An 18,973-nucleotide genomic window follows, 5' to 3' on the forward strand; every position below is an offset into this window, starting at 1 on the left:
AGGACGGAAGGCCGCCGCGTCCGTCTGGCGGATCGCGGCGGCGGGTTGGTCGCGATGGTTCAGAGGTAGAGGCCGATCAGGAAGATGGGCAGCGTGATGACCAGCGCCGTCGCGCAGTAGCCCATGATGTCGCGGACCCCCAGCCCGGCAATGGCGAGCGCCGGCAGCGCCCAGAAGGGCTGGGCCATGTTCATCCACTCCTCGCCATAGGCGATGGCCATCGCCGCCTTGCCGAGATCGACGCCGAGCTGCTGGGCGGCCGGCATGATGAAGGGACCCTGGACGACCCAGTGGCCGCCGCCCGACGGGACGGCGAAGTTGATCAGGCCCGACGACAGGAAGGCGAGGACCGGGAAGGTTTCCTTGCTGGCGATGTCGACGAACAGGTTGGTGATCAGCCCGCCCAGGCCGGAATGCTCCATCATGATCTGGATGCCGGCATAGAAGGGGAACTGCACCATGATGCCGGCGGTGCCGCGGGCGGCGTTGGCGACGGCGCGGGCATAGGCCATCGGCGTGCCGTGCAGGATCAGGCCGGCCACCAGCATGATCAGGTTGACCGTGTTGATGTTGAGGTCGAAGCCCTTGGCCTGGAAATGCAGGAACAGGTAGCCGATGCCGAGCGCGGCGACGACGAAGCCGAGGACGCGGCTCTCCTCCAGCTTTTCGGCCGGGCTGGCGTCGGGACCGAGGACGCGCTTGGTCGAGGGTTCCGGCTTCAGCAGGGCCGGGTCGACCGCGACCACGTCTTGCGGCTTCGGATGCATCATCCGGCAGATCAGCGGCAGGACGACGATCAGCGCCAGCGTGATGCCGACATTGTAGGTGGTGAAGATGGTATCGGCGATCGGGATCAAGCCGACGGTCTTCTCCATCGGGTTGCCCTTGGTCGCGGCGACCAGCGGAACCGAGGCGGAGAAGCCGCCGTGCCAGGTCATGAAGCCGATATAGGCGGACGCGATCAGCAGCCGGTAGTCCGATTTCGGGACGCGGCGGGCCACCTCGCGGGCGAACATGGCGCCGACGACGAGGCCGAAGCCCCAATTGACGACGTTGGTGACGGCGGCGGCGAAGCAGACCAGCATGACGCCCTGGGCCGGGGTCTTGGCGATGGAGGCCACCCGCCCCATGACGTTGCGCACCGGCTCGGAACTGGCCAGTGCATGGCCGGTGACCAGGACCAGGGCCATCTGCATCGAGAAGGCCAGCAGGTTCCAGAAGCCGTTGCCCCACATCCGCACCAGATCGACCGGCCCGCTCGGCGTCAGCCACCAGGCAAAGCCGAAGGTCAGCACGGTCAGGATGATGGCGAAGATCAGCGGGTCGGGCAGATAGCGGCTGACCAGCCAGGTCAGGGCGCGGGAAATCGGCGTGATCGGGTTGAAGCGGGAGCTGGCGTCCGGCGCCGGCGGGGGAGCAGTGGTGACGCTCATGGCGGTTCTCCGGCACGAGGGAGCCCGTCCGCGCCGCCGGGCAGGACAGCCGGGCGGCGCGGGGACGACGGCTCCCCGATGCTCAATGCTTGGAATGCGACGGTCAGGTGCCGATCGGCATGGTCGGAACGACGGGCGGGACGATCAACTCGGCGCCGGTCTGCGCCATCACGTCGGCGACCGCGACGCCGGGAGCGACCTCCCGCAGCACCAGCCCCTTGTCCGTCGGCTCGATCACCGCCAGCTCGGTGACGATCAGGTCGACCCGTCGCACCGAGGTCAGCGGCAGTTCGCAGCGCTTGACGATCTTCGGCGTGCCCTTGGCGCTGTGCTGCATGGCGACGATCACCCGCTTGGCGCCGGAAACCAGATCCATCGCACCGCCCATGCCGGGCACCATCTTGCCGGGCACCATCCAGTTGGCGAGCCGGCCCTCCTCGTCGATCTGCAGGCCGCCCAGCACGGTCACGTCGAGATGCCCGCCGCGGATCAGCCCGAAGGACATCGCGCTGTCGAAGGAGGCGGCTCCCGGAACGGCGCCGATCGGGCTGCCGCCGGCATCGCTCAAATCCTCGTTCTCCGCCCCGGGCTCGGGAACCGGGGCCATGCCGATGATGCCGTTCTCCGATTGGAAGAAGACATTGACGCCGGCCGGCAGATGGGCGGCGACCATGGTGGGCAGGCCGATGCCGAGATTCACCAGGTTGCCCGGCCGCAGCTCCAGCGCGACGCGCTTGGCGATCAGGGTTTTCTCATCCATGGCGATGCTCCTTGGCGACCAGGCAGTCGACCAGCACGTTCGGGGTGACGACGCTGTCGGGCGGAATGACGCCCACCGGCACGATGTCCTCGGCCTCGGCGATCACGGTTTCCGCAGCCATCGCCATCAGCGGGTTGAAGTTGCGCGCCGTCAGCGCGTATTCGAGGTTCCCCAGGTAATCGGCCCGCTTGGCGGCGATCAGGGCGAAATCGGCCTTCAGCGCCCGCTCCAGGAGATAGACGGTGCCGTCCAGCTCGATGCGCTGCTTGCCGTCCTCCACCACCGTGCCGACGCCGGTCGGGGTCAGCACGCCGCCGAGTCCGAAGCCGCCGGCCCGCACCCGTTCGGCCAGCGTGCCCTGCGGCACCAGTTCCACCTCCGTCTCGCCGGCGATCATCTGTCGCTGGGTTTCGGGATTGGTGCCGATGTGGCTGGCGATCACCTTGCGCACCGCCTTGGCGGCGATCAGCCGGCCGATGCCGACGGCCGGGCGGGCGGTGTCGTTGGCGATCACCGTCAGGCCGCGCTTGTTCTGGCGCAGCAATTCCTCGATCAGATGGGGCGGCGTACCCACCCCCATGAAGCCCCCGATCATCAAGACCGCACCGTCGGGAATCATGGCGACGGTGTCTTCCAGCTTGCGCACTTTACTCATTCGACGTCTCCCTTGGACGCCGGGGTGCTGCGGATCGATATCCGCCGGCAACCCCGCGGGCGCGGAGCCCGCTCCGGGATCCCAAAACGGACCCGAGAGGCGGACCGCACGCTCATTCTTGGTTTCCTAGCGCTGCGATCGGGGAACCCGCGATGTCCACGCCATTGCAGTGGAGCGTCGGAGCCGGCCGATATACCCACACTCTAGCAATGGATGTGCCACTTGCCGGAGCCGGCGTGCCGAGCGGATCACCCCACAGCAACCGCATATGGAATCGAGACACCCATGAAAGGACTTCTGTCATCCCCGCGAAGGCGGGGATCCAGGAAACTTTCGCGTCAGGCGACTGAAACGGCTGGATTCCCGCCTGCGTGGGAATGACGTGGTTCCTTGTATAAGATCATAATTGCCATGTGCGATTGGCCTGGAGACCATCCCGTTTCCGCCTTGGAGTCCGGCGCTTGCGACCAGTGGGGGAGTGAGACGGACGACCATCGGCCGCGCCGTCGCACCCCCGTCCGGTGCGCAACTTTGTGCGTGCTGCGCAAAAACTTGCGCAGCAGCCCCTTCTCCTCATACGCGGTCAGAAAAATTCTGACCGCTGCGTTCATACGCCACGCAGGCTTCGCGCCTAGCGGCGCGCGCCCGCAGTCGCGGGCGATACCGGGTTCGAAAAGTCAGAACTTTCCGAATCCGGTATCAGACCGTCCGCTCAGGAAATGCCGTATTCCTGTAACTTGTAGAGCAGGGAGCGGCGGCTGATCCCCAGCTGCTGGGCCGTCTTCATCCGGTTGCCGTCGTTGCGGGCCAACGCCTCGGCCACCACCCGCGCCTCGAAGCGACTGACCTGTTCACGCAGACTGCCGGCGGCGGACGGGGCGGCAGCACCGTCAACGTCGTTTTCGGCAGCCGGTTCGCTGTCCCCAACCTGCCCGACGATCTGCTCCGGCAGATCCTCCGCGACGATCATCGCGCCGGTGCTCATCACCACCGCGCGCTCCATGGCATTGGACAGCTCGCGGATGTTGCCCGGCCAGCGATAGGCCAGCAGGCGTTCCATCGCCTGCTCGTCGATGCCGCCGACCTCGATCCGGTTCTCGGCGGCGAAACGCTGCAGGAAATGGGTGGCGAGCAGGCGGATGTCCTCCGGCCGCTCGCGCAGCGGCACCGTCCTCAGCGTCACCACGTTGAGACGGAAATAGAGATCCTGCCGGAACAGGCCCTGCCGGACCATCTCCTCCAGGTTCCGGTTGGTGGCGACGATGACGCGCACGTCCGTGCGCACCAGCTCCGTGCCGCCGACCCGCTCGAACTCGCGCTCCTGCAGGACGCGCAGCAGCTTGACCTGCAGGCTGGGAGAGATGTCGCCGATCTCGTCGAGGAACAGGGTGCCGTGCTCGGCCTGCTCGAAGCGGCCGCGGCGCCGTGCCTGGGCACCCGTGAAGGCTCCCTTCTCATGGCCGAAGAACTCGCTTTCGAGCAGCCCTTCCGGCACCGCGGCGCAGTTGACCTTGACGAGGGGGCCGGCGTTGCGCGGGCTGTTGTAATGGATGGCCGCCGCCACCAGCTCCTTGCCGGTGCCGCTCTCGCCGGTCACCAGCACGGTGGCGTTGCTCTTGGCGACCTTGGCGATGGTCTGCAGAAGCTCGCCCATGCGCGGGCTGGCGGTCAGGATGCGGTCGGTGTGATAGCTGCTGGACAATTCGCGGTGCAGGGTCGCGATGTCGTCGCGCATCCGGCGCATCTGCAGCGCACGCCCGACCTGCAACAGGATTTCCGCGATGTCGAAGGGCTTGATGATGTAGTCGAAGGCCCCGTCCTTGATCGCCTGCACCGCCGTGCCGACCTCGGCGAAGGCGGTCATCAGGATCACCGCGGTCGAGCGGTCGAGCTTGCGGATCTCCGCCAGCGCCTGCAATCCGCTCATTCGCGGCATGCGGATGTCCATCAGGACGACGGCCGGTCGTTGCGCGGCGAAGAGGACGACCGCCTCGGCTCCGTCGGCGGCCGTGGTCACCGACAATCCGTCGCGCGACAGCACCGCCGCGAGCATCTCGCGGATCGCCTCGTCGTCGTCCACCACCAGGACGGCCGGCGCCGACCTGCTCTGCTCGGCTGGAATCTGGGTCGTCATGCTTCAACCGTCCGGCTGTGAACGAAGGGAATCCGCAAGGTCACCCTGGTGTAGGACTGCGGCACGCTGACGATGGCGATGGTTCCATGATGCGCATCCACGATCCGGTGCGCCATCGCCAGCCCCAGCCCGGTGCCTTGGGGTTTGGTGGAAAAGAAGGGATCGAACACCTTGTCGAGGTTTTCCGGCGCAATCCCCTCGCCATCATCGGTCACCATGACGACCGCCTCGCGGGCGGCCTCGCGGCCGTCCTCCGCCATGGCGGTGACGATGGTGATTTCTCCGGTCTCGGAGGTCGCCTGGATCGCGTTGATGATCAGGTTGAGTATGACCTGTTTCAGCGCTTCGCCATCGGCCTCGACCAGGGGCAGGTCGGGGGCGAGATTGAGGGCGATGCGCGCGTTCGACTTGCGCCCGGCCAGCAGCGACACCTCGCGGATGAGATCGTTCAGTTGCACCGGCTGGAAGGCCGGCGGGCGGGGCCGGCCGAACTCCAGCAATTCGGTGACGAGGCGGTTCAGGCTGTCGACTTGCCGCACGATCAGCGGCGCGTAGCGCTGCCACTCGGCCACGTCGTCGGAGCTTTCGAGGAACTGCATGAAGCCGCGGATCGAGGTCAGGGGATTGCGGACCTCGTGGGCGAGGCCGGCGACCAACTCGCCCAGCGCCGCCAGCCGGTCGGCACGCATGATCTGGGTGCGGAGCCGCTGCTGCTCGGTCAGATCCTTCAGGACGACGACCGCACCGATCGCCCCGCCGTGACTGTCGCGCAGCACGCTGCTCGACACCGTGAGATGAAGCGTCTGTCTGGTCCCCGGAAAATCCAGCGTCACACCGACATGCTGCCGGCCGGTCTTCAGCGTGTCGAGCAGCGGACTGGCGAATTGGCCATCCGGTTTGAACAGCGACTCGTACGGCCGACCGATCACGGCGGCCGCCGTGATCCCAAGCATCGTTTCGGCCGCCGGATTCAGCGCGGCGACCTGTCCGGTCCGATCGACGGCGATCACGCCGTCGGCGATGCTGTGCAGAATGTTCTCGGTCAGCGATCTGGCGTCCAGCAGCGCGCGGGCCATGGCGTTGACTTCGACCGCGATGGCGCCGACCTCGCCCGCCGGCGGCTCGATCGGCTCCGCGAGGTCGCTGCGCATGCGCAGCAAGCCGTCGATGATGTGCCGGATGTCACGGCCGACCCCCCGCGCCAGCACCTGCGTCAGCGCAAGCCCGAGCAGGATTCCCGCGAGGCAGACGGTCAGAACGGCACGGTCCATCGCCGCCGCCTGCCGCTCCACGTCGTCGGACAACTCGTTGGCCCAGATGTAGCCGATCACCCTGCCGTCGCGGACGATGGGCAGCATCGCGTTCAGGATGAAGCCGCGCACCTGCCGGCCGCTTTCGACGGCCTGCTTTCCGCTTTCCAGCACATGCCAGCCCGGATGTTCCGGCGGGATGCTGGTACCGACCGTCGCACTGTAATCCCGGCTGGGTCCATAGGTGACGATGGCATCGAGCGCCCTGCTGTAATAGCCGACCCCCACCCCGGGATTGGCCCCGGCAACCATGTCGGTGAAGGGGGTCAGGCGCCCCGACAACGCCCGGATGGCGGTTTCGCGGTCGCTTCCCGCGATGCCCATCTCGCTCAGCAGCGGATCGAAGCCGGGGCCGAGATGCAGGTCCAGCAGGCGAGTCAGACCGAAGAGTTTTTCGGATTTTTCCCGGACCAGCGCTTGCCGCCCCTCCCGTTCCAGCAGATAGCCGGTCAGCGAGATGGGCAGAACCACCACGGCAAGCGAAACCAGGAGCAGCTTGCCGCGCAGGGTGCGTGGCAGGGAATGGCTGATCCAGTCCAGGGGCCGCATGACGCCCACTCCTTTCGACCGGACTTGTTTCAGTCGGAGTTGCCCCGGTTCCGGCCCGGTCCCGCGGCCATAACAGATTTGCGGGCGGTGAGGAAAGCAGGAATGGATTTTTCCGAAGAAAGTGGACGGCCGGCAACTGAACCGCACCGGGTTTTTCGGAAACGCCATCTTTCGAGGGAGTGGGGTCCTCACGACGAAACAGGCATCCCCCGAATACGCCCCTGAAGCCCGCCAACGCGCGGTTCGGGTGGTAGGCGAGCACGAGGGCGAGCATGACCAAGGAGAGCGGCGCGGATCGGAAACCTCCGATAGGGCCGACCCCCAGGGCAATCGCATATGGCAATATTGATCCCATACAAGGAACCCCGTCATTCCCGCGAATGAGCCTGTGAAGAAATCGAACTTATATGAGAAAGCCCTGATCTGGCAGGCGTGCACGTCTCCCACTCGTCATCCCCGCGGAGGCGGGGAACCAGGATTTCCAACACAAGTGCTTGTGAAGACTGGATTCCCGCCTTCGCGGGAATGACGGCCGAGGAAAGCGCACGATGCGACCCAACGCGACATGGTTCGAACTTGGGGCTTCTCTCAGCGAGTCACCGATTTCTTCACAAACTCGAAGGCAGGAATCCAGCCATTTCAGTCGCTTTTCACAAAAGTTTCCTGGCTCTCCCCTTCGCGGGGATGACGGAAGTCCTTTTATGGAAATCCAGATCTCATATGCGATTGCCCTGGGCCGACCCCGGCATCTTCGAAAAACATCATGCCGCAGGAAAGCTCACCCTTGACGGCGAGGCGATTTCCTATTTTCCTATAGACAAATATAAATATACACACTTGCGAAGTGTGATTTCGCCAAAACGCCCTGACCGTGCCTTTCCACCTCCCCCTCCGACCAGGAGAACCGACATGCCGAGTCCGGATGATTTCGATCGAATGGTGATGGCGTCGCTGGGACCGCCGGGTGCCCTGGTCCCGCCGATGCTGCCTCCCGACGGGGCGGCGTCGACCCAAGCCGATTCCGCCGGTGGCGGCGGCATCCTGCCGCTTGGCCTCGGCATCGCCGCGGCACTTCTCCTCGCATCGCTGGCGGCGCTGGCCTGATCGGCCTGCCGGCTAAGCCCACTCTCCCAAGGATAAGAAAAAGTGGCGGTTCAGGACCATGACGCCTACTGGCACCCCGGGCTGGAGACCCAGAGCCGCGCCGATTGGCGGCAGCTGCAGCTCGATCTGCTGAAGGACCATCTGCGGCACGCCTACGAAGGATCGCCCTACTACCGCGCCGCCTTCGACGCGCAGGGCGTGTCGCCGGCGGACCTGCGCACCCTGGACGACCTGCGGCGCTTTCCCTTCCTGGACAAGGCGACCATCCGCGACCGCCAGATCGCGGTGCCGCCCTTCGGCGACCTCGTCGCCGTGCCGGAACGGGAGATCGTCTACATCTCCGCCTCCAGCGGGTCGACCGGGGTGCCGACCGCCTCCCCCTTCACCGCCGATGATTTCGACGAGTGGATGGACTATGAGGCACGGCAGTTCTGGTCGAGCGGCCTGCGCCCAACCGACCGCTACGCCCATGCGCTGAACTTCTCGCTGTTCGTCGGCGGCCCCTGCGTGCTTGGCGCGCAGAAGCTGGGGGCGCTCAGCATCCACGCCGGAACCCTGCCGTCGGAACGGCTGCTGGCGGTGCTGGATCAGTTCAGGGCAACGGCGCTGTGGACGACGCCGTCCTATGCCTGGCATCTCGGCGAGACTGCCCAGCGCGAGGGCATCGATCCGGCCCGCGATCTCGCCGTTCGCCGCCTGTTCGTCGCCGGCGAGCCCGGCGGCTCGATCCCCGAGACGCGCGCGCGGATCGAGGCGCTGTGGGGGGCCGACGTCTATGATTACTATGGCCTGTCCGACATCTTCGGCTCCTGCGCCGGCATGTGCGTGGAGAAGGACGGGCTGCATTGGGCCGAGGATCATATCCTGGTCGAGGTGCTCGACCCCGAGACCCTGGAGCCGGTGGCGGAAGGCGAACGCGGCGAGCTGGTGCTGACCACCCTGCGCAAGCGCGCCCGCCCGATCATCCGCTTCCGCACCGGCGACGTGGTGTCGGTGACGACCGAGCCCTGCCGCTGCGGCCGCACCTCGCTGCGGCTGACGGGGGTGCATGGCCGGCTGGACGACATGCTGATCGTCAAGGGCGTCAACCTGTTCCCCGGCGACGTCGAGGCAGTGGTGCGCCGGGATCCGGCGCTGACCGGCGAATACCGGCTGGTGCTGGACCGGGTCGAGCGGCTGGACCGCCTGACGGTCGAGGTCGAGCACACCCAAGGCTTCAACGGCGATCTCGAAGATCTGCGGAGCCGCCTGCGCCGTCAGCTGAAGGCCGCGACCGGCGTCGGGGCGGAGGTGGCGCTGCTGGCTCCCGACACCCTGCCGCGTGCCGTCCACAAGGCCAAGCGGATCGACGACCGTCGCCCGCATGTCTGGTCGTAATCCCATTCCATGACGGAGACCGTTCCCATGCCGGACACCCATCTTCCCGTCGCCGAACGGCTGCCGGACGACCTCGCGCCCCAACACATTGCGCTGGCCGCCGACCGCCTGTTCCTCGAGGCCCGCACCCCGCAATCCTGGTCGGACCGGCCGGTGCCGGTGGAGACGCTGCATCGGCTCTACGAGCTGGTCCGGCTGGCGCCGACCGCCTTCAACGGCAGCCCGGCGCGTTTCGTCTTCCTGACGACCCCGGAGGCCAAGGAGCGTTTGCGCCCGGCCTTGAGCCGCGGCAACCAGTCCAAGCTGACGGCCGGCGCCATCGCCATCGTCGCCTATGACCGCCGCTTCTTCGAACATCTGCCGCTGTTGAGCCCGCATTACGACCCCTCGCCGATGTTCGTCGACGAGCCGTCGCTGGCCGAAACCACGGCCTTCCGCAACGGGACCCTTCAGGCCGGTTACCTGATCCTGGCCGCCCGGCTGCTGGGTTTGGATGCCGGGCCGATGTCCGGCTTCGATGCCGAAGCGGTGGATGCGGAGTTCTTCGCCGACGGCCGGCTGCGCACCAACATCCTGGTGGCGCTGGGCCATGCCGACGGGCCGCCGTCGCGCCCGCGCGCGCCGCGGCTGGACGTGTCGAAGGCGGTGGTGATCCTTTGAGCCCAACGCCGTAGCGGCCGACAAATCCCGGCCGAACGGGAGATCGATCATGAGCGTGAACGACACGGCCGCCGCCCTGCCGGCGGCCAACGGCGGAGCCTTGCCAATCGGCGGCGGCCTCCCGTCCAACCTCCTCCTGCGTTTTTCCGCCGCCGCCCTGCTGTGGTTCGCCGCCTCCGGGGTGACGGCCCTGTGGCCCGACGCCGCCGATGCCCAGGAGTGGGAGCGAACCGGCGAGTTCGCCAGCCTGTTGGTGGTCGCCGCCGGGCTGCTGGTGCTGGCCACCCTGCTAACTACGGGGATCCGTCCGGCGCCGCGCGGCCGGCTGGAAGCCGCCATTGCCAGCCTGTCGGCGTCCGTTCCCTGGCTGATCGCCCTGGCGCTGGGCGTCACCGGCTGGGAAATCCTGACCGCCAAGCTCAATCTGCTGCCGCGCCCCTTCTTCGTCCCGCCGCAGGCGCTGCTGGAGGTCTATCTCGATGACTGGCCGCGGCTGCTCGACTGCTTCGCCGCGTCGTTGAGGCTGCTGGTCACCGGCTACGCCGTCGGATCGGTTCTGGGTGTGGTGACGGGCGTCGCCATCGGCTGGTCCCGCGCGGTCGGCTACTGGGTCCATCCGATCCTGCGGCTGATCGGCCCGCTGCCGGCCACCGCCTGGCTTCCCATCGCCTTCTTCGCCTTCCCCACCAGCTGGAGCGCCAGCGTCTTCCTGATCGCGCTGGCCAGCGGCGTGCCGGTCACCGTGCTGACGTGGTCGGGGGTGGCCGGGGTCAACAGCGCCTATTACGACATCGCCCGCACGCTGGGCGCCTCCCAGCGCTTCCTGGTGCTGAAGGTCGCCGTTCCGGCGGCGATGCCGCATGTCTTCGTCGGGCTGTTCATGGGGCTCGGCGCCTCCTTCGCCGTCCTGGTGGTGGCAGAGATGCTGGGCGTGAAGTCGGGCGTCGGCTGGTACCTGCAATGGGCCCAGGGCTGGGCCGCCTACGGCAACATGTACGCGGCCCTGCTGGTGATGGCGCTGCTCTGCTCCGGTCTGGTGACGCTGCTGTTCCGCGTCCGCGACCGCCTGCTCGCCTGGCAGAAGGGAATGCTCAAATGGTAGCGCTCGAAAACACCGACACCGCCGGAATGACCATCGACGTGCAGGCGGTCAGCCACAGCTTCGAACTGCACGGCGCACCGCTGCCGGTGCTGGACGGGGTGGAGCTGCGGGTGGAGCCGGGCGAGCTGGTCGCCCTGCTCGGACCGAGCGGCTGCGGCAAGTCCACCCTGCTGCGGCTGGTCGCCGGGCTGGAACCGCCCAGCCGCGGCAGCATCCTGGCCGACGGCCGCCCCATCGACGGTCCCGACCCGTCGCGCGTCGTCGTCTTCCAGGATCCGACGCTCTATCCCTGGCGCACCGTGCGCGACAACGTTGCCCTAGGGCTGGAGGCGCGCGGCCTGCTGCGCTCGCAAGGGCACCGGATCGACAAGGCGCTGGCCCTGGTCGGACTGACCGGCTTCGAGAAGGCCTATCCGCACCAGCTCTCCGGCGGCATGGCCCAGCGCGCGGCCCTGGCCCGCGCCCTGGTCAACGACCCCCGCCTGCTGATCCTCGACGAACCGCTGGGCAAGCTGGACAGCCTGACCCGCCTCGCCATGCAGAGCGAGCTGGTCGAGCTGTGGCGCAGCAAGGGCTTCACCGGTCTTCTGGTGACCCACGACATCGAAGAGGCGCTGTTCATGGCGACCCGCGTGATCGTGTTCAGCGGACGCCCGGCCCGCATCAAGGCCGATCTGCCCATCGACCGCCCCTATCCCCGCCACCGCGGCGATCCGGTCCTGACCGACCTTCGCCACCGCATTCTCGAACTGCTCGGCCTTGCCGAGACCTGGTGAGGACACCCGACCATGCCCGACAGCGTCTCCCCTCAAACATTGCCCCCCAACCTGCCTCGCCTGCGCGGCTTCATCGCCGACCTCACCCGGCTGGTGGAACGCCATGGCGACGACGAGGCCGCCATTCTGGACGCCGGCCGCGCCCTGCTGGCCGGGCTGATCGCGACCGACGACTGGCTGCCCGACGCCTATGCCCAGCCCGACCCAGTGCATTACCGGCAGTATCTGCTGCATTGCGACCCGTACGAGCGCTTCTCCGTCGTCAGCTTCGTCTGGGGGCCGGGACAGCGGACGCCGATCCACGACCACACCGTCTGGGGCCTCGTCGGCATCCTGCGCGGGGCGGAGCGGTCGCAACGCTACGACCTCCAGCCCCAGGGCGGTCCTCCCGTCGCCTCTCCGCCCGAGATCCTGAAGGCCGGATCGGTCGAGGCGGTGTCGCCCCGCATCGGCGATGTCCATGCGATCTCCAATGCGCTGGCTGACCGGCCGTCCATCAGCATCCATGTCTATGGCGGCAACATCGGCGCCGTCCGGCGGTCGGTGTTCGACCCGCTGACCGGCCAGCCCAAGCCCTTCATATCCGGCTACGCCAACAGCACCCTGCCCAACCTGTGGGACCTTTCGCAGCCCGCCCCCCACGCCGCCTGAGGATCGCCAGTCATCATGACCGCAGCCGTCACCGAAGCCGAACCGCTCGCCACCCGCCGCCCCGCCGATATCCGCCGCGCCTGGATCGAACGCGACGAGGTCGCCCTGCTCGACGCGCGGGAGGAAGGCCCCTATTCGCTGTCCCACCCGCTGTTCGCGGTGTCGGTGCCGCTCAGCCGGGTGGAACTGCTGGCCTACGACCTGCTGCCACGGCGCGACGTGCCGATCACCGTCTACGACGACGGCGAGGGCTACGCCGAGCCGGCCGCCCGCCGGCTCCAGGCGCTGGGCTACACTGATGTGACGCTGCTGGAGGGCGGGCTGGCCGGCTGGATCGCCGCCGGGTTCGAGGTCTACCGGGACGTGAACGTGCCGAGCAAGGCCTTCGGCGAATGGGTGGAGCACCACCGCCACACCCCCTCGCTGCCGGCGGCGGAGGTGAAGGCTCTGATCGACGCCAGGGCCGATCTGGTCATTCTCGACGCCCGCCGTTTCGAGGAATACCGCACCATGTCGATCCCCGGCGGCATCAGCGTGCCGGGGGCGGAACTGGTCAAGCGCGTCCACGACATCGCCCCTGACCCCGACACGCTGGTGGTGGTCAACTGCGCCGGCCGCACCCGCTCGATCATCGGCACGCAGTCGCTGGTCAATGCCGGCATCCCCAACCGGGTGGCGGCGCTGCGCAACGGCACCATCGGCTGGACGCTGGCCGGGCTGACGCTGGACAGCGGCGGCGAGCGGCGCTTCCCGGAGGTTTCGGCCGACGGTGACGCCGAAGGCCGGCAAGCTGCCCGCGCGGTGGCTGACCGGGCCGGCGTCGGCCGGATCGACGCGGCGGCGCTCGACCGCTTCCGCAGTGACGAGCGGCGCACGCTGCACCTGTTCGACGTGCGCACGCCGGAGGAATACGAGGCCGGCCACCTGCCGGGCTTCCGCCATGCCGCCGGCGGCCAGCTGGTCCAGGCGACCGACGAGCATGTGGCGGTGCGCGGCGCCCGCATCGTGCTGGCCGACGACCCGGCCGGCTGCGGCGGTCCGCGCGCCGACATGACCGCCTCCTGGTTGTCCCAGCTCGGCTGGGAGGTGCATGTGCTGGAGGGCGACGTCTCGGCCCTGGGCAGCGAGAGCGGCCCCGACCGCCGCCGCCTGCCGCCGGAGCCGGAGGTGGGGGCGGAGACCATCGCGCCGCGTGACCTGCTGGCCCTGCTGGAGAATGGCGAGGCGGCGGTGATCGACATCACCCGCAGTCCGCGCTACCGCGCCGGCCATATTCCGGGCGCGTATTTCTCCACCCGCGCCCGGCTGGCCGAGACCATCGCCCGCCTGCCCCAGGGGGTGCGGCCGGTGCTGACCTGCGGCGACGGCACGCTGACCCGCTACGCCGTCGCCGACTTCCCGGCCAGCCAGCGCCCGCTGCTGCTGGAGGGCGGCACCAAGGGTTGGGTGGCGGCTGGACTGCCGCTCAGCACCGACCTCGACCGGCTGGGAGGCGAACCAGACGACGTCTACAAGCGCCCCTACGAGGGCACCGACAACAGCGCCGCCGCCATGCAGGGCTACATCGACTGGGAACTCGAACTGGTCGACCAGCTCAAGCGCGACGGCGCCCACAATTTCCACGTCATCTGATGGCTTCGGTTGAGATCCGCCCAATGAACTCCCCCATGACCGCGCCCTTTCCCGTCCCGCGCCGAACCCTCCTGGGGGCGGCGCTGCTGCTGGCTGCCGGGATTCCCGGCCTGATGCCGGCCCCGGCGCGGGCGGAGGCGACGGAGGTCCGCTTCGCCCGCAACCTCGGCCTCGGCTACCTGCCGCTCTACGTCATGCAGGACAAGGGGCTGGTGGAGAAGCAGGCCCGCGCCGCCGGGCTGGGGGAGATGAAGGCCAGCTACACCCCGCTCGGCAACCCGACCACGATCACCGAGGCGACCTTGTCCGGCAACGCCGATTTCGGCGCGGCCGGCGTGCCCGCCTTCATCATCGCCTGGGATAAGACCAAGGGGAACGCCAACCTGCGCGGGCTGGCGGCGCTGAACGCCCAGCCGGCCTACCTCAACACCAACCGGCCCGAGGTGAAGAGCCTGAAGGACTTCACCGACAAGGACCGCATCGTCGTGCCGTCGGTCCGCGCCTCCTATCAGGCCATCGTGCTGCAGATCGCGGCGGAGCAGACCTTCGGCCCCGGCCAGCATGCGAAGCTGGACCAGCAGACCGTCTCGCTGGCCCACCCCGACGGCACCGCCGCCCTGCTGTCCGGCCGGACGGAGATCACCGCCCATTTCACCAGCCCGCCCTTCCAGGACCAGCAGCTGCGCGATCCGAAGATCCACAAGGTGCTGAGCAGCTACGACGTGCTGGGCGGCCCGGCCTCCTTCAGCGCGCTGTGGACGTCCGCCGCCTTCCACGACGCCAACCCGAAGCTGACCAAGGCGGTGCTGGCGGCGTTGGAGGAATCGGTCGCACTGATCAAGGCCGACCCCCGGGAAGCCGCGCGCGCCTACATCCGCATCGAGAATTCCAAGCTGGGCGTCGAGGAGGTGGCGGCGATGATCGCACATCCCGAGGTCTCCTACGACCTCGCCCCGCGCGGCATCGGCACCTTCACCGACTTCATGGCGCGCATCGGCTCCATCCGCAACCGCCCGGCCGACTGGCGCGACCTGTTCTTCGCCGACATCCACGACCGCGCCGGAAGCTGAGGTCCCGCCATGCCCGACACCGATTTCACCATCCATCCGGTCTCGCCCACGCTGGGCGCCGAGATCCGCGGCCTCGACCTGTCCCGGCCGCTCGGCCCCGCCACGGCGTCGGCGCTGGTCGAAGCGCTCGACCGCCATCTGGTGCTGGTCTTCCGCGACCAGACCCTGTCGGACGCCGACCTCGTCCGCGTCTCCGGCCAGTTCGGCCCGCTCGACAAGGCGCCGATCACCGAGAACGGCCGGCTGCACGCGCCGGGCTACGAGGAGGTCTACGTCATCTCCAACGTCACGGAGAATGGCCGGCCCATCGGCGCTCTCGGGGCGGGGGAGTCGGTGTGGCACGCCGACATGACCTATCTGGAGACGCCGCCCTACGCCAGCAGCCTCTATGCGCTGGAGGTGCCTGCCGAGGGTGGCGACACCGGCTTCCTCAGCATGTTCGCCGCCTACGACGCCCTGCCCGAACCGCTGAAACGGCGGGTGGAAGGGCTGTCGATCAAGCATGACAGCACCACCAACAGCGGCGGCTACCTGCGCCAGGGCTTCGCCCCGCCGGCCGATGTCGCCAGCTCGCCCGGCACGGTGCATCCGCTGGTCATCGCCCATCCGACGACCGGAGCCAGGGCGCTGCTGCTGGGCCGCCGTCCCCACGCCCACATCCCCGGCCTGTCGGTGGCGGAGAGCGAGGTGCTGCTGGATGAAATCTGGGCGGCGGCGGTGCGGCCGGAGCTTGCCTGGCACCACCGCTGGCGGGTCGGCGATCTGGTGATGTGGGACAACCGCTGGACCATGCACCGCCGCGACCCCTTTCCCGACGATCAGCGCCGCCGCATGCACCGCACCCAGATCGCCGTGCCGGCCCGCACTCCGCAAAACGCCGCCGCTTAGGAGGTCCTCATGACCCTGTCACAGCATCCCGTTTCGACCTCCCTCACCCGCCGCCATGCCCTCGGCCTTGGCGTCGGCGCGCTCGCCGCCGGGCTGACACTCTCGCCCCTGCGGCCGGCGAATGCAGCCATTCCCGCCGGCACCGTGCTGAAGGTCGGCGACCAGAAGGGCGGCGTGCAGTCGGTGGTGGAGGCCGCCGGGCTTCTGGCCGACCTGCCCTACCGCATCGAATGGAGCCAGTTCCCGGCCGCCGCCCCGCTGCTGGAGGCGCTGAACGCCGGCGCCATCGAGGTCGGCTATGCCGGCGACGCGCCGACCACCTTCGCGCTGGCTGCCGGCACCGCGGCGAAGATCATCGGCGCCGTGCGCTCCAACCCGCAGAGCACCACCATCCTGGTACCCGGCGCCTCGGCCATCCGCAGCGTCGCCGACCTGAAGGGCAAGACGATCGGCACCGGGCGCGGCTCCATCGGCCATTACCTCGTCCTGGCCGCGCTGAAGGCGAACGGCCTGAAGCCCGACGAGGTGAAGATCGCCTTCCTGCTGCCGTCGGACGCCAAGTCGGCGCTGGCCGCCGGGTCCATCGACGCGTGGTCGACCTGGGGCATCTACGTGTCGCAGGCGCTGCTGGTGGACGGCGCTCGCGCCGTCGTCACCGGCACCGGGCTGATGAGCGGCCTGTCCTACCAGTCGGCCACGCTGGAGGCGATATCCACCAAGCGCGAGGCGCTGGCCGACCTGATCCGCCGCACCGCCGCCGCCCGGCTGTGGGCGCTGGAGAACAGCACCGCCTATGCCGACATCTGGGCCAAGGCGGTCGGCGTCGATCCCACCATCGCCCGCCACACCTTCGGCGTCGAGCGGGCGCGGCCGGTCGCCCTCGACGCCTCGGTCATCGCCGACCAGCAGGCCACTTCCGATGTCTGGCGCGAGTTCGGCATCATCCCGAAACGGCTGGACGCGGCGACGATCTTCGATCCCGGCTTCAACAGCGCGCTGCCGGCCTGACGGCGCCGGACCGCGAGATGGCGCTGCTTCCCACCAACCTCGACATGGACGTGCTGCGGGCCTTGGTGATCGCCATGGAGCATGGCGGTTTCGCCCGCGCCGCCGAACGGCTCGGCCGCACCCAATCGGCGATCAGCCTGCAGATGAAGAAGCTGGAGGAGCAGGTCGGCCAGCCGCTGTTCCGCAAGGCCGGCCGCACGGTGGCGCTGACCGATGCCGGCGACCTGCTGCTGGGCTATGCCCACCGCATCGTCGCGCTCAACGACGAGGCGCTGTCGGCCGCGCGGGGCCGGGCGATGGACGGCACCGTGCGGGTCGGCTTCCCCCAGGATCTGGCGGAACGCTGGCTGCCTGCCGTGCTCGGCTCCTTCCACCGCGCCCACCCGCGCATCCATGTCGAAGCGCAGGTCGGCCGTGGACGCGAACTGCGCGAGCGGGTGGCGCAGGGGTCGCTCGACCTCGCCCTGGCCTTCGGCGAGATCGGCGGCAACCCGGCCGCACCGGCGTCCGCCACCGCGACGCTGGCCCATCTGCCGGTGGCCTGGGTGGCGCCCGGCGGCTTCCGCGCCGATCCTGAAACCCCCTTGCCCCTGGCCCTGCTCGACGCGCCCTGCATGTTCCGCCAGCACGGGATCGACCGGCTGGACGGCGGTGGGCGCCCCTGGCGCATCACCTTCACCAGCCCCAGCCTGTCCGGCCTGTGGGCGGCGGTGGAGGCCGGCTTGGGCGTGACGATCCGCACCCCGCTCGGCCTGCCGGAGACGCTGGCGATTCTCGGGTCCCGGTATGGCTTGCCGGAGTTGGGATCGGTTCCGCTGGAACTGCACCGCGCCCCCTCCGCGGCGAACCCGGCGGTCGACCGGCTGCACGGGATCCTGGCCGAGTCGCTGGCCGCGGTCCTGCGCGACGCCGGAGCGCAATAATAACAGTAAATTTACGTTACTTAAGTTTTTCTCAACAGTGTAGTTTGTGTTTTTTGTTTTTCCTATTCACACAATAGAGATACGCTTTCTCCCGTAGCCACCGCAATCGAACGGCCTCGGGAGGAACCATGACGGCAGCCGCCGCAACCCAAACGCCGGGACGCCGATCCCGCGCATGGACTCTTCCGGCGGGTCTGCGCCGCTGCGCCGTGCCGCTGGCTCTACTGGTGCTGTGGCAGGCCAGCGTCGGGTTCGGCTGGATCTCCACCCGCTCCATCCCCTCACCCAGCCAGATCCTGACCGCCTTCTGGGACCTGACGGTCAGCGGCGAGCTGGCGGTCCACCTGCTGGTCTCGCTCGGCCGGGTCAGCGCCGGGCTTGCCATCGGCGTGTCGGCCGGCACCGTCTGCGCCCTGATCGCCGGCCTGTCGCGGCGGGGGGAGGATGCGCTGGACGCCCTGCTTCAGATGCTGCGCACCCTGCCCCATCTGGCGCTGGTGCCGCTGTTCATCCTGTGGTTCGGCATCGGCGAGACGCCGAAGATCGCCCTGGTGGCGCTCGGCACCGCCTTCCCGATCTACCTGAACCTGTTCGCCGGCATCCGCACCGTCGACGCCAAGGTGGTGGAGGCGGTCTCCACCCTCGGGCTGACCCGGTGGGAGCTGATCGCCCAGGTCATCCTGCCGGGCGCCCTGCCCGCCTTCCTGACCGGCCTGCGCTATGCGCTCGGCGTCGCCTGGCTCAGCCTGGTGGTGGGGGAACAGATCAACGCCTCCAGCGGCATCGGCTATCTGGCGATGACGGCGCGGGAGTTCCTGCGCACCGACGTGATCATCGTCGCGCTGATCGTCTACGCCATCCTCGGCCTGCTCGCCGACTTGATCGTCCGCCTCATCGAACGCAGGGCGCTGGTCTGGCGCCCGGCCTTCATCAAGGAGTGA

General features: G+C 68.6%; 17 protein-coding genes. 12 read left to right on the forward strand and 5 right to left on the reverse strand.

Features of this window, described 5'->3' with window-relative positions; translation table 11 throughout:
• Positions 1–59: 59 nt before the first annotated feature.
• The 5 genes from JHL17_RS24425 to atoS all read right to left on the reverse strand — a co-directional run bounded on the left by JHL17_RS24425 (position 60) and on the right by atoS (position 6,841).
• Positions 60–1,433 (reverse strand): TIGR00366 family protein, encoded by a 1,374-nt coding sequence (locus JHL17_RS24425; protein WP_200197188.1) that lies wholly within the window; start codon positions 1,431–1,433, stop codon positions 60–62.
• A 103-nt stretch (positions 1,434–1,536) separates the two neighbouring features.
• Positions 1,537–2,193 (reverse strand): 3-oxoacid CoA-transferase subunit B, encoded by a 657-nt coding sequence (locus tag JHL17_RS24430; protein ID WP_200197189.1) that lies wholly within the window; start codon positions 2,191–2,193, stop codon positions 1,537–1,539.
• Positions 2,186–2,848 (reverse strand): 3-oxoacid CoA-transferase subunit A, encoded by a 663-nt coding sequence (locus JHL17_RS24435; protein WP_200197191.1) that lies wholly within the window; start codon positions 2,846–2,848, stop codon positions 2,186–2,188. Before JHL17_RS24435 ends, JHL17_RS24430 begins: the two co-directional genes overlap by 8 nt.
• 712 nt (positions 2,849–3,560) lie before the next feature.
• A complete protein-coding gene (gene atoC / locus JHL17_RS24440) occupies positions 3,561–4,982 on the reverse strand; it encodes an acetoacetate metabolism transcriptional regulator AtoC (RefSeq protein WP_200197192.1) in 1,422 nt (473 codons plus the stop codon).
• On the reverse strand, positions 4,979–6,841 hold the full coding sequence (atoS, locus tag JHL17_RS24445; RefSeq protein ID WP_200197193.1) for a two-component system sensor histidine kinase AtoS: 1,863 nt from the start codon (positions 6,839–6,841) through the stop codon (positions 4,979–4,981). Before atoS ends, atoC begins: the two co-directional genes overlap by 4 nt.
• A 909-nt stretch (positions 6,842–7,750) precedes the next feature.
• Between atoS and JHL17_RS24450 the strand changes: the two genes are divergently transcribed.
• The 12 genes from JHL17_RS24450 to JHL17_RS24505 all read left to right on the forward strand — a co-directional run bounded on the left by JHL17_RS24450 (position 7,751) and on the right by JHL17_RS24505 (position 18,973).
• A complete protein-coding gene (locus tag JHL17_RS24450; RefSeq protein ID WP_200197194.1) occupies positions 7,751–7,945 on the forward strand; it encodes a hypothetical protein in 195 nt (64 codons plus the stop codon).
• A gap of 42 nt (positions 7,946–7,987) precedes the next feature.
• Positions 7,988–9,322 (forward strand): AMP-binding protein, encoded by a 1,335-nt coding sequence (locus JHL17_RS24455; protein ID WP_200197195.1) that lies wholly within the window; start codon positions 7,988–7,990, stop codon positions 9,320–9,322.
• A 27-nt stretch (positions 9,323–9,349) separates the two neighbouring features.
• Complete coding sequence (locus tag JHL17_RS24460) at positions 9,350–9,982, forward strand: malonic semialdehyde reductase (RefSeq protein ID WP_200197196.1); 633 nt, start codon at positions 9,350–9,352, stop codon at positions 9,980–9,982.
• 49 nt (positions 9,983–10,031) lie between these two features.
• Entirely contained in the window at positions 10,032–11,084 is a 1,053-nt protein-coding gene (locus JHL17_RS24465; RefSeq protein ID WP_200197197.1) for an ABC transporter permease, read from the forward strand.
• On the forward strand, positions 11,078–11,860 hold the full coding sequence (locus tag JHL17_RS24470) for an ABC transporter ATP-binding protein (protein ID WP_200197198.1): 783 nt from the start codon (positions 11,078–11,080) through the stop codon (positions 11,858–11,860). Before JHL17_RS24465 ends, JHL17_RS24470 begins: the two co-directional genes overlap by 7 nt.
• Positions 11,861–11,872: 12 nt before the next feature.
• On the forward strand, positions 11,873–12,511 hold the full coding sequence (locus JHL17_RS24475) for a cysteine dioxygenase family protein (protein ID WP_200197199.1): 639 nt from the start codon (positions 11,873–11,875) through the stop codon (positions 12,509–12,511).
• A 15-nt stretch (positions 12,512–12,526) separates the two neighbouring features.
• Positions 12,527–14,143: a rhodanese-like domain-containing protein gene (locus tag JHL17_RS24480; RefSeq protein ID WP_200197200.1), complete on the forward strand. Its 1,617-nt coding sequence runs from the start codon at positions 12,527–12,529 to the stop codon at positions 14,141–14,143.
• Between the two features lie 35 nt (positions 14,144–14,178).
• Positions 14,179–15,213 (forward strand): ABC transporter substrate-binding protein, encoded by a 1,035-nt coding sequence (locus JHL17_RS24485; protein WP_247893790.1) that lies wholly within the window; start codon positions 14,179–14,181, stop codon positions 15,211–15,213.
• Between the two features lie 9 nt (positions 15,214–15,222).
• Positions 15,223–16,101 (forward strand): TauD/TfdA dioxygenase family protein, encoded by an 879-nt coding sequence (locus tag JHL17_RS24490; RefSeq protein ID WP_200197202.1) that lies wholly within the window; start codon positions 15,223–15,225, stop codon positions 16,099–16,101.
• Between the two features lie 9 nt (positions 16,102–16,110).
• Positions 16,111–17,109 (forward strand): ABC transporter substrate-binding protein, encoded by a 999-nt coding sequence (locus JHL17_RS24495; protein ID WP_200197203.1) that lies wholly within the window; start codon positions 16,111–16,113, stop codon positions 17,107–17,109.
• Positions 17,110–17,126: 17 nt separating this feature from the next.
• Positions 17,127–18,032, forward strand: coding sequence for a LysR substrate-binding domain-containing protein (locus JHL17_RS24500; RefSeq protein ID WP_200197205.1), 906 nt, complete (start codon positions 17,127–17,129; stop codon positions 18,030–18,032).
• A gap of 128 nt (positions 18,033–18,160) precedes the next feature.
• Positions 18,161–18,973: an ABC transporter permease subunit gene (locus tag JHL17_RS24505; RefSeq protein ID WP_200197207.1), complete on the forward strand. Its 813-nt coding sequence runs from the start codon at positions 18,161–18,163 to the stop codon at positions 18,971–18,973.

Source organism: Azospirillum endophyticum (genome assembly GCF_016595245.1).
In the GTDB taxonomy this organism is placed as follows: domain Bacteria; phylum Pseudomonadota; class Alphaproteobacteria; order Azospirillales; family Azospirillaceae; genus Azospirillum; species Azospirillum endophyticum.

Coding starts and splice junctions, on each gene's coding strand:
- JHL17_RS24425 (WP_200197188.1), bottom strand. CDS start 1,433: ATGAGCGTCACCACTGCTCCCCCGCCGGCGCCGGACGCCAGCTCCCGC.
- JHL17_RS24430 (WP_200197189.1), bottom strand. CDS start 2,193: ATGGATGAGAAAACCCTGATCGCCAAGCGCGTCGCGCTGGAGCTGCGG.
- JHL17_RS24435 (WP_200197191.1), bottom strand. CDS start 2,848: ATGAGTAAAGTGCGCAAGCTGGAAGACACCGTCGCCATGATTCCCGAC.
- atoC (WP_200197192.1), bottom strand. CDS start 4,982: ATGACGACCCAGATTCCAGCCGAGCAGAGCAGGTCGGCGCCGGCCGTC.
- atoS (WP_200197193.1), bottom strand. CDS start 6,841: ATGCGGCCCCTGGACTGGATCAGCCATTCCCTGCCACGCACCCTGCGC.
- JHL17_RS24450 (WP_200197194.1), top strand. CDS start 7,751: ATGCCGAGTCCGGATGATTTCGATCGAATGGTGATGGCGTCGCTGGGA.
- JHL17_RS24460 (WP_200197196.1), top strand. CDS start 9,350: ATGCCGGACACCCATCTTCCCGTCGCCGAACGGCTGCCGGACGACCTC.
- JHL17_RS24465 (WP_200197197.1), top strand. CDS start 10,032: ATGAGCGTGAACGACACGGCCGCCGCCCTGCCGGCGGCCAACGGCGGA.
- JHL17_RS24470 (WP_200197198.1), top strand. CDS start 11,078: ATGGTAGCGCTCGAAAACACCGACACCGCCGGAATGACCATCGACGTG.
- JHL17_RS24475 (WP_200197199.1), top strand. CDS start 11,873: ATGCCCGACAGCGTCTCCCCTCAAACATTGCCCCCCAACCTGCCTCGC.
- JHL17_RS24480 (WP_200197200.1), top strand. CDS start 12,527: ATGACCGCAGCCGTCACCGAAGCCGAACCGCTCGCCACCCGCCGCCCC.
- JHL17_RS24485 (WP_247893790.1), top strand. CDS start 14,179: ATGACCGCGCCCTTTCCCGTCCCGCGCCGAACCCTCCTGGGGGCGGCG.
- JHL17_RS24490 (WP_200197202.1), top strand. CDS start 15,223: ATGCCCGACACCGATTTCACCATCCATCCGGTCTCGCCCACGCTGGGC.
- JHL17_RS24495 (WP_200197203.1), top strand. CDS start 16,111: ATGACCCTGTCACAGCATCCCGTTTCGACCTCCCTCACCCGCCGCCAT.
- JHL17_RS24500 (WP_200197205.1), top strand. CDS start 17,127: ATGGCGCTGCTTCCCACCAACCTCGACATGGACGTGCTGCGGGCCTTG.
- JHL17_RS24505 (WP_200197207.1), top strand. CDS start 18,161: ATGACGGCAGCCGCCGCAACCCAAACGCCGGGACGCCGATCCCGCGCA.